Raw genomic sequence first — 1,684 nt, 5'->3', positions numbered from 1 at the left:
CTGATCGGCTCGGTCGCCTTCAGCGGCTCGGTGATCGCCTTCCTGAAGCTGCAGGGCATCATGAAGAAGGCCATCCGGCTGCCTGCGCAGAACCTGATCAACATCGTCCTGGCGTTGATCACCATCGGGCTCGGCGTGGTGATCGTGCTCTCCTCGATGGGCACCGGCTCGGCCAACCCGTTCCTGCTGGTGCTGTTCTTCCTGCTCGCCCTGGTGCTCGGTGCCGTGCTGACGATGCCGATCGGCGGCGCCGACATGCCCGTGGTGATCTCGCTGCTCAACGCGTTCACCGGCCTGGCCGTCGGCTTCGAGGGCTACGTGCTGGGCAACCCGGCACTGATCATCGCTGGCATCGTGGTGGGCGCGTCCGGCACGCTGCTCACCCAACTGATGGCCAAGGCGATGAACCGGCCGATCCTGGGCGTGCTGTTCACCCCGATCAGCGGCGAAGCACAGGCCGGCGGCGCGATCGAGGGCCGGCTCAAGGAACTCACCGCCACCGATGCGGCGGCGATGATGCGCTACGCCGAGAAGGTGATCATCGTCCCCGGCTACGGCATGGCGGTGGCCGGTGCGCAGCACAAGGTGTGGGAGATGGCCAAGCTGCTCACCGACGCCGGGGTCGAGGTGTCGTTCGCCATCCACCCGGTCGCCGGACGGATGCCCGGCCACATGAACGTGCTGCTCGCCGAGGCCGGCGTCCCGTACGAGAAGATCTTCGACCTGGACGAGATCAACGCCGAGTTCCCGCAGACGGACGTGGCGCTGGTGATCGGCGCCAACGACGTGGTGAATCCGGTGGCCCGCACCGACAAGACGTCCCCGATCTACGGCATGCCGATCCTGGACGCCGACAAGGCCCACAACTGCATCGTGATCAAGCGCGGACGGGGCGCCGGCTACTCCGGCATCGAGAACGCCCTGTTCTACGCAGAGAACACCTCGATGCTGTACGGCAGCGCCCAGCAGGCGGTCGCCGACGTGATCAGCCAGCTCAAGCAACTCGGCTGAGCCCTTACCACCCCAGCACTCCCACTGCCGCTCGCACACCATGGATGAACGGGTGAGGTTCCGTCCTCATCGACCGACGTAGGCTTGCACCGTTCTGGCAAGATGAAGGATCCGATGGACACGAGCCAGGCCTTCCTTCCCGACTTGACCCCGATCCCCGACCAGCGGAGGTACCTATGACGGAGCGCATCGAGGTGCGGCTGTGCACGGCGGATGACCTCGAGGCGCTGGGCCGCCGGGAGCCTCACCCGAACGCCCGCTACGCGCAGGGGCATTTCGACCGGCAGCAGGAGGGCGACTACTTCTTCGCGATCGCCCTGCGGGACGGCCACGAGTTGGGCACCAGCGTGCTGGACTGCCGCGCCGACAATCTGCTGCAGCCGGAGCTGAAGAGCCTCTGGGTGTATCCGGAGTCGCGCCGTCAGGGTGCGGCGCGGGCGTTGACCCGCTTCCTCGAGCAGCAGGCCATCGAGCTGGGCTTCGAAGAGATCTTCCTGCGGGTCGACCCGCAGAACGCGGCCGCGATCCCGATGTACATCTCACTCGACTACACGCCGACCGGCGACCACAAGCTGACCACCTACGAGTACGTCGATGGGCTCGGCAACACCCACAGCCGCGAAGAGATGGACGCCATCTACCGCAAGTCGCTGCGGCTGCTGCACTGACCGCA

Annotated in this window: 2 protein-coding genes; both read left to right on the top strand. The window is 66.4% G+C overall.

Annotated elements, in window-relative coordinates; genetic code table 11:
• A partial coding sequence (locus tag Q0066_RS16405) for an NAD(P)(+) transhydrogenase (Re/Si-specific) subunit beta (protein ID WP_298134955.1) occupies positions 1 to 1,011 on the top strand: 1,011 nt, incomplete at its 5' end.
• Positions 1,012 to 1,187: 176 nt separating this feature from the next.
• On the top strand, positions 1,188 to 1,679 hold the full coding sequence (locus Q0066_RS16400; RefSeq protein WP_298134953.1) for a GNAT family N-acetyltransferase: 492 nt from the start codon (positions 1,188 to 1,190) through the stop codon (positions 1,677 to 1,679).
• Positions 1,680 to 1,684: the final 5 nt, after the last annotated feature.

The sequence above is a fragment of the Micropruina sp. genome (genome assembly GCF_027492755.1).
Taxonomy (GTDB): domain Bacteria; phylum Actinomycetota; class Actinomycetes; order Propionibacteriales; family Propionibacteriaceae; genus Micropruina.
Note: the sequence above shows the minus strand (reverse complement) of the source record. Positions and strands in the feature narration are given on the sequence as shown.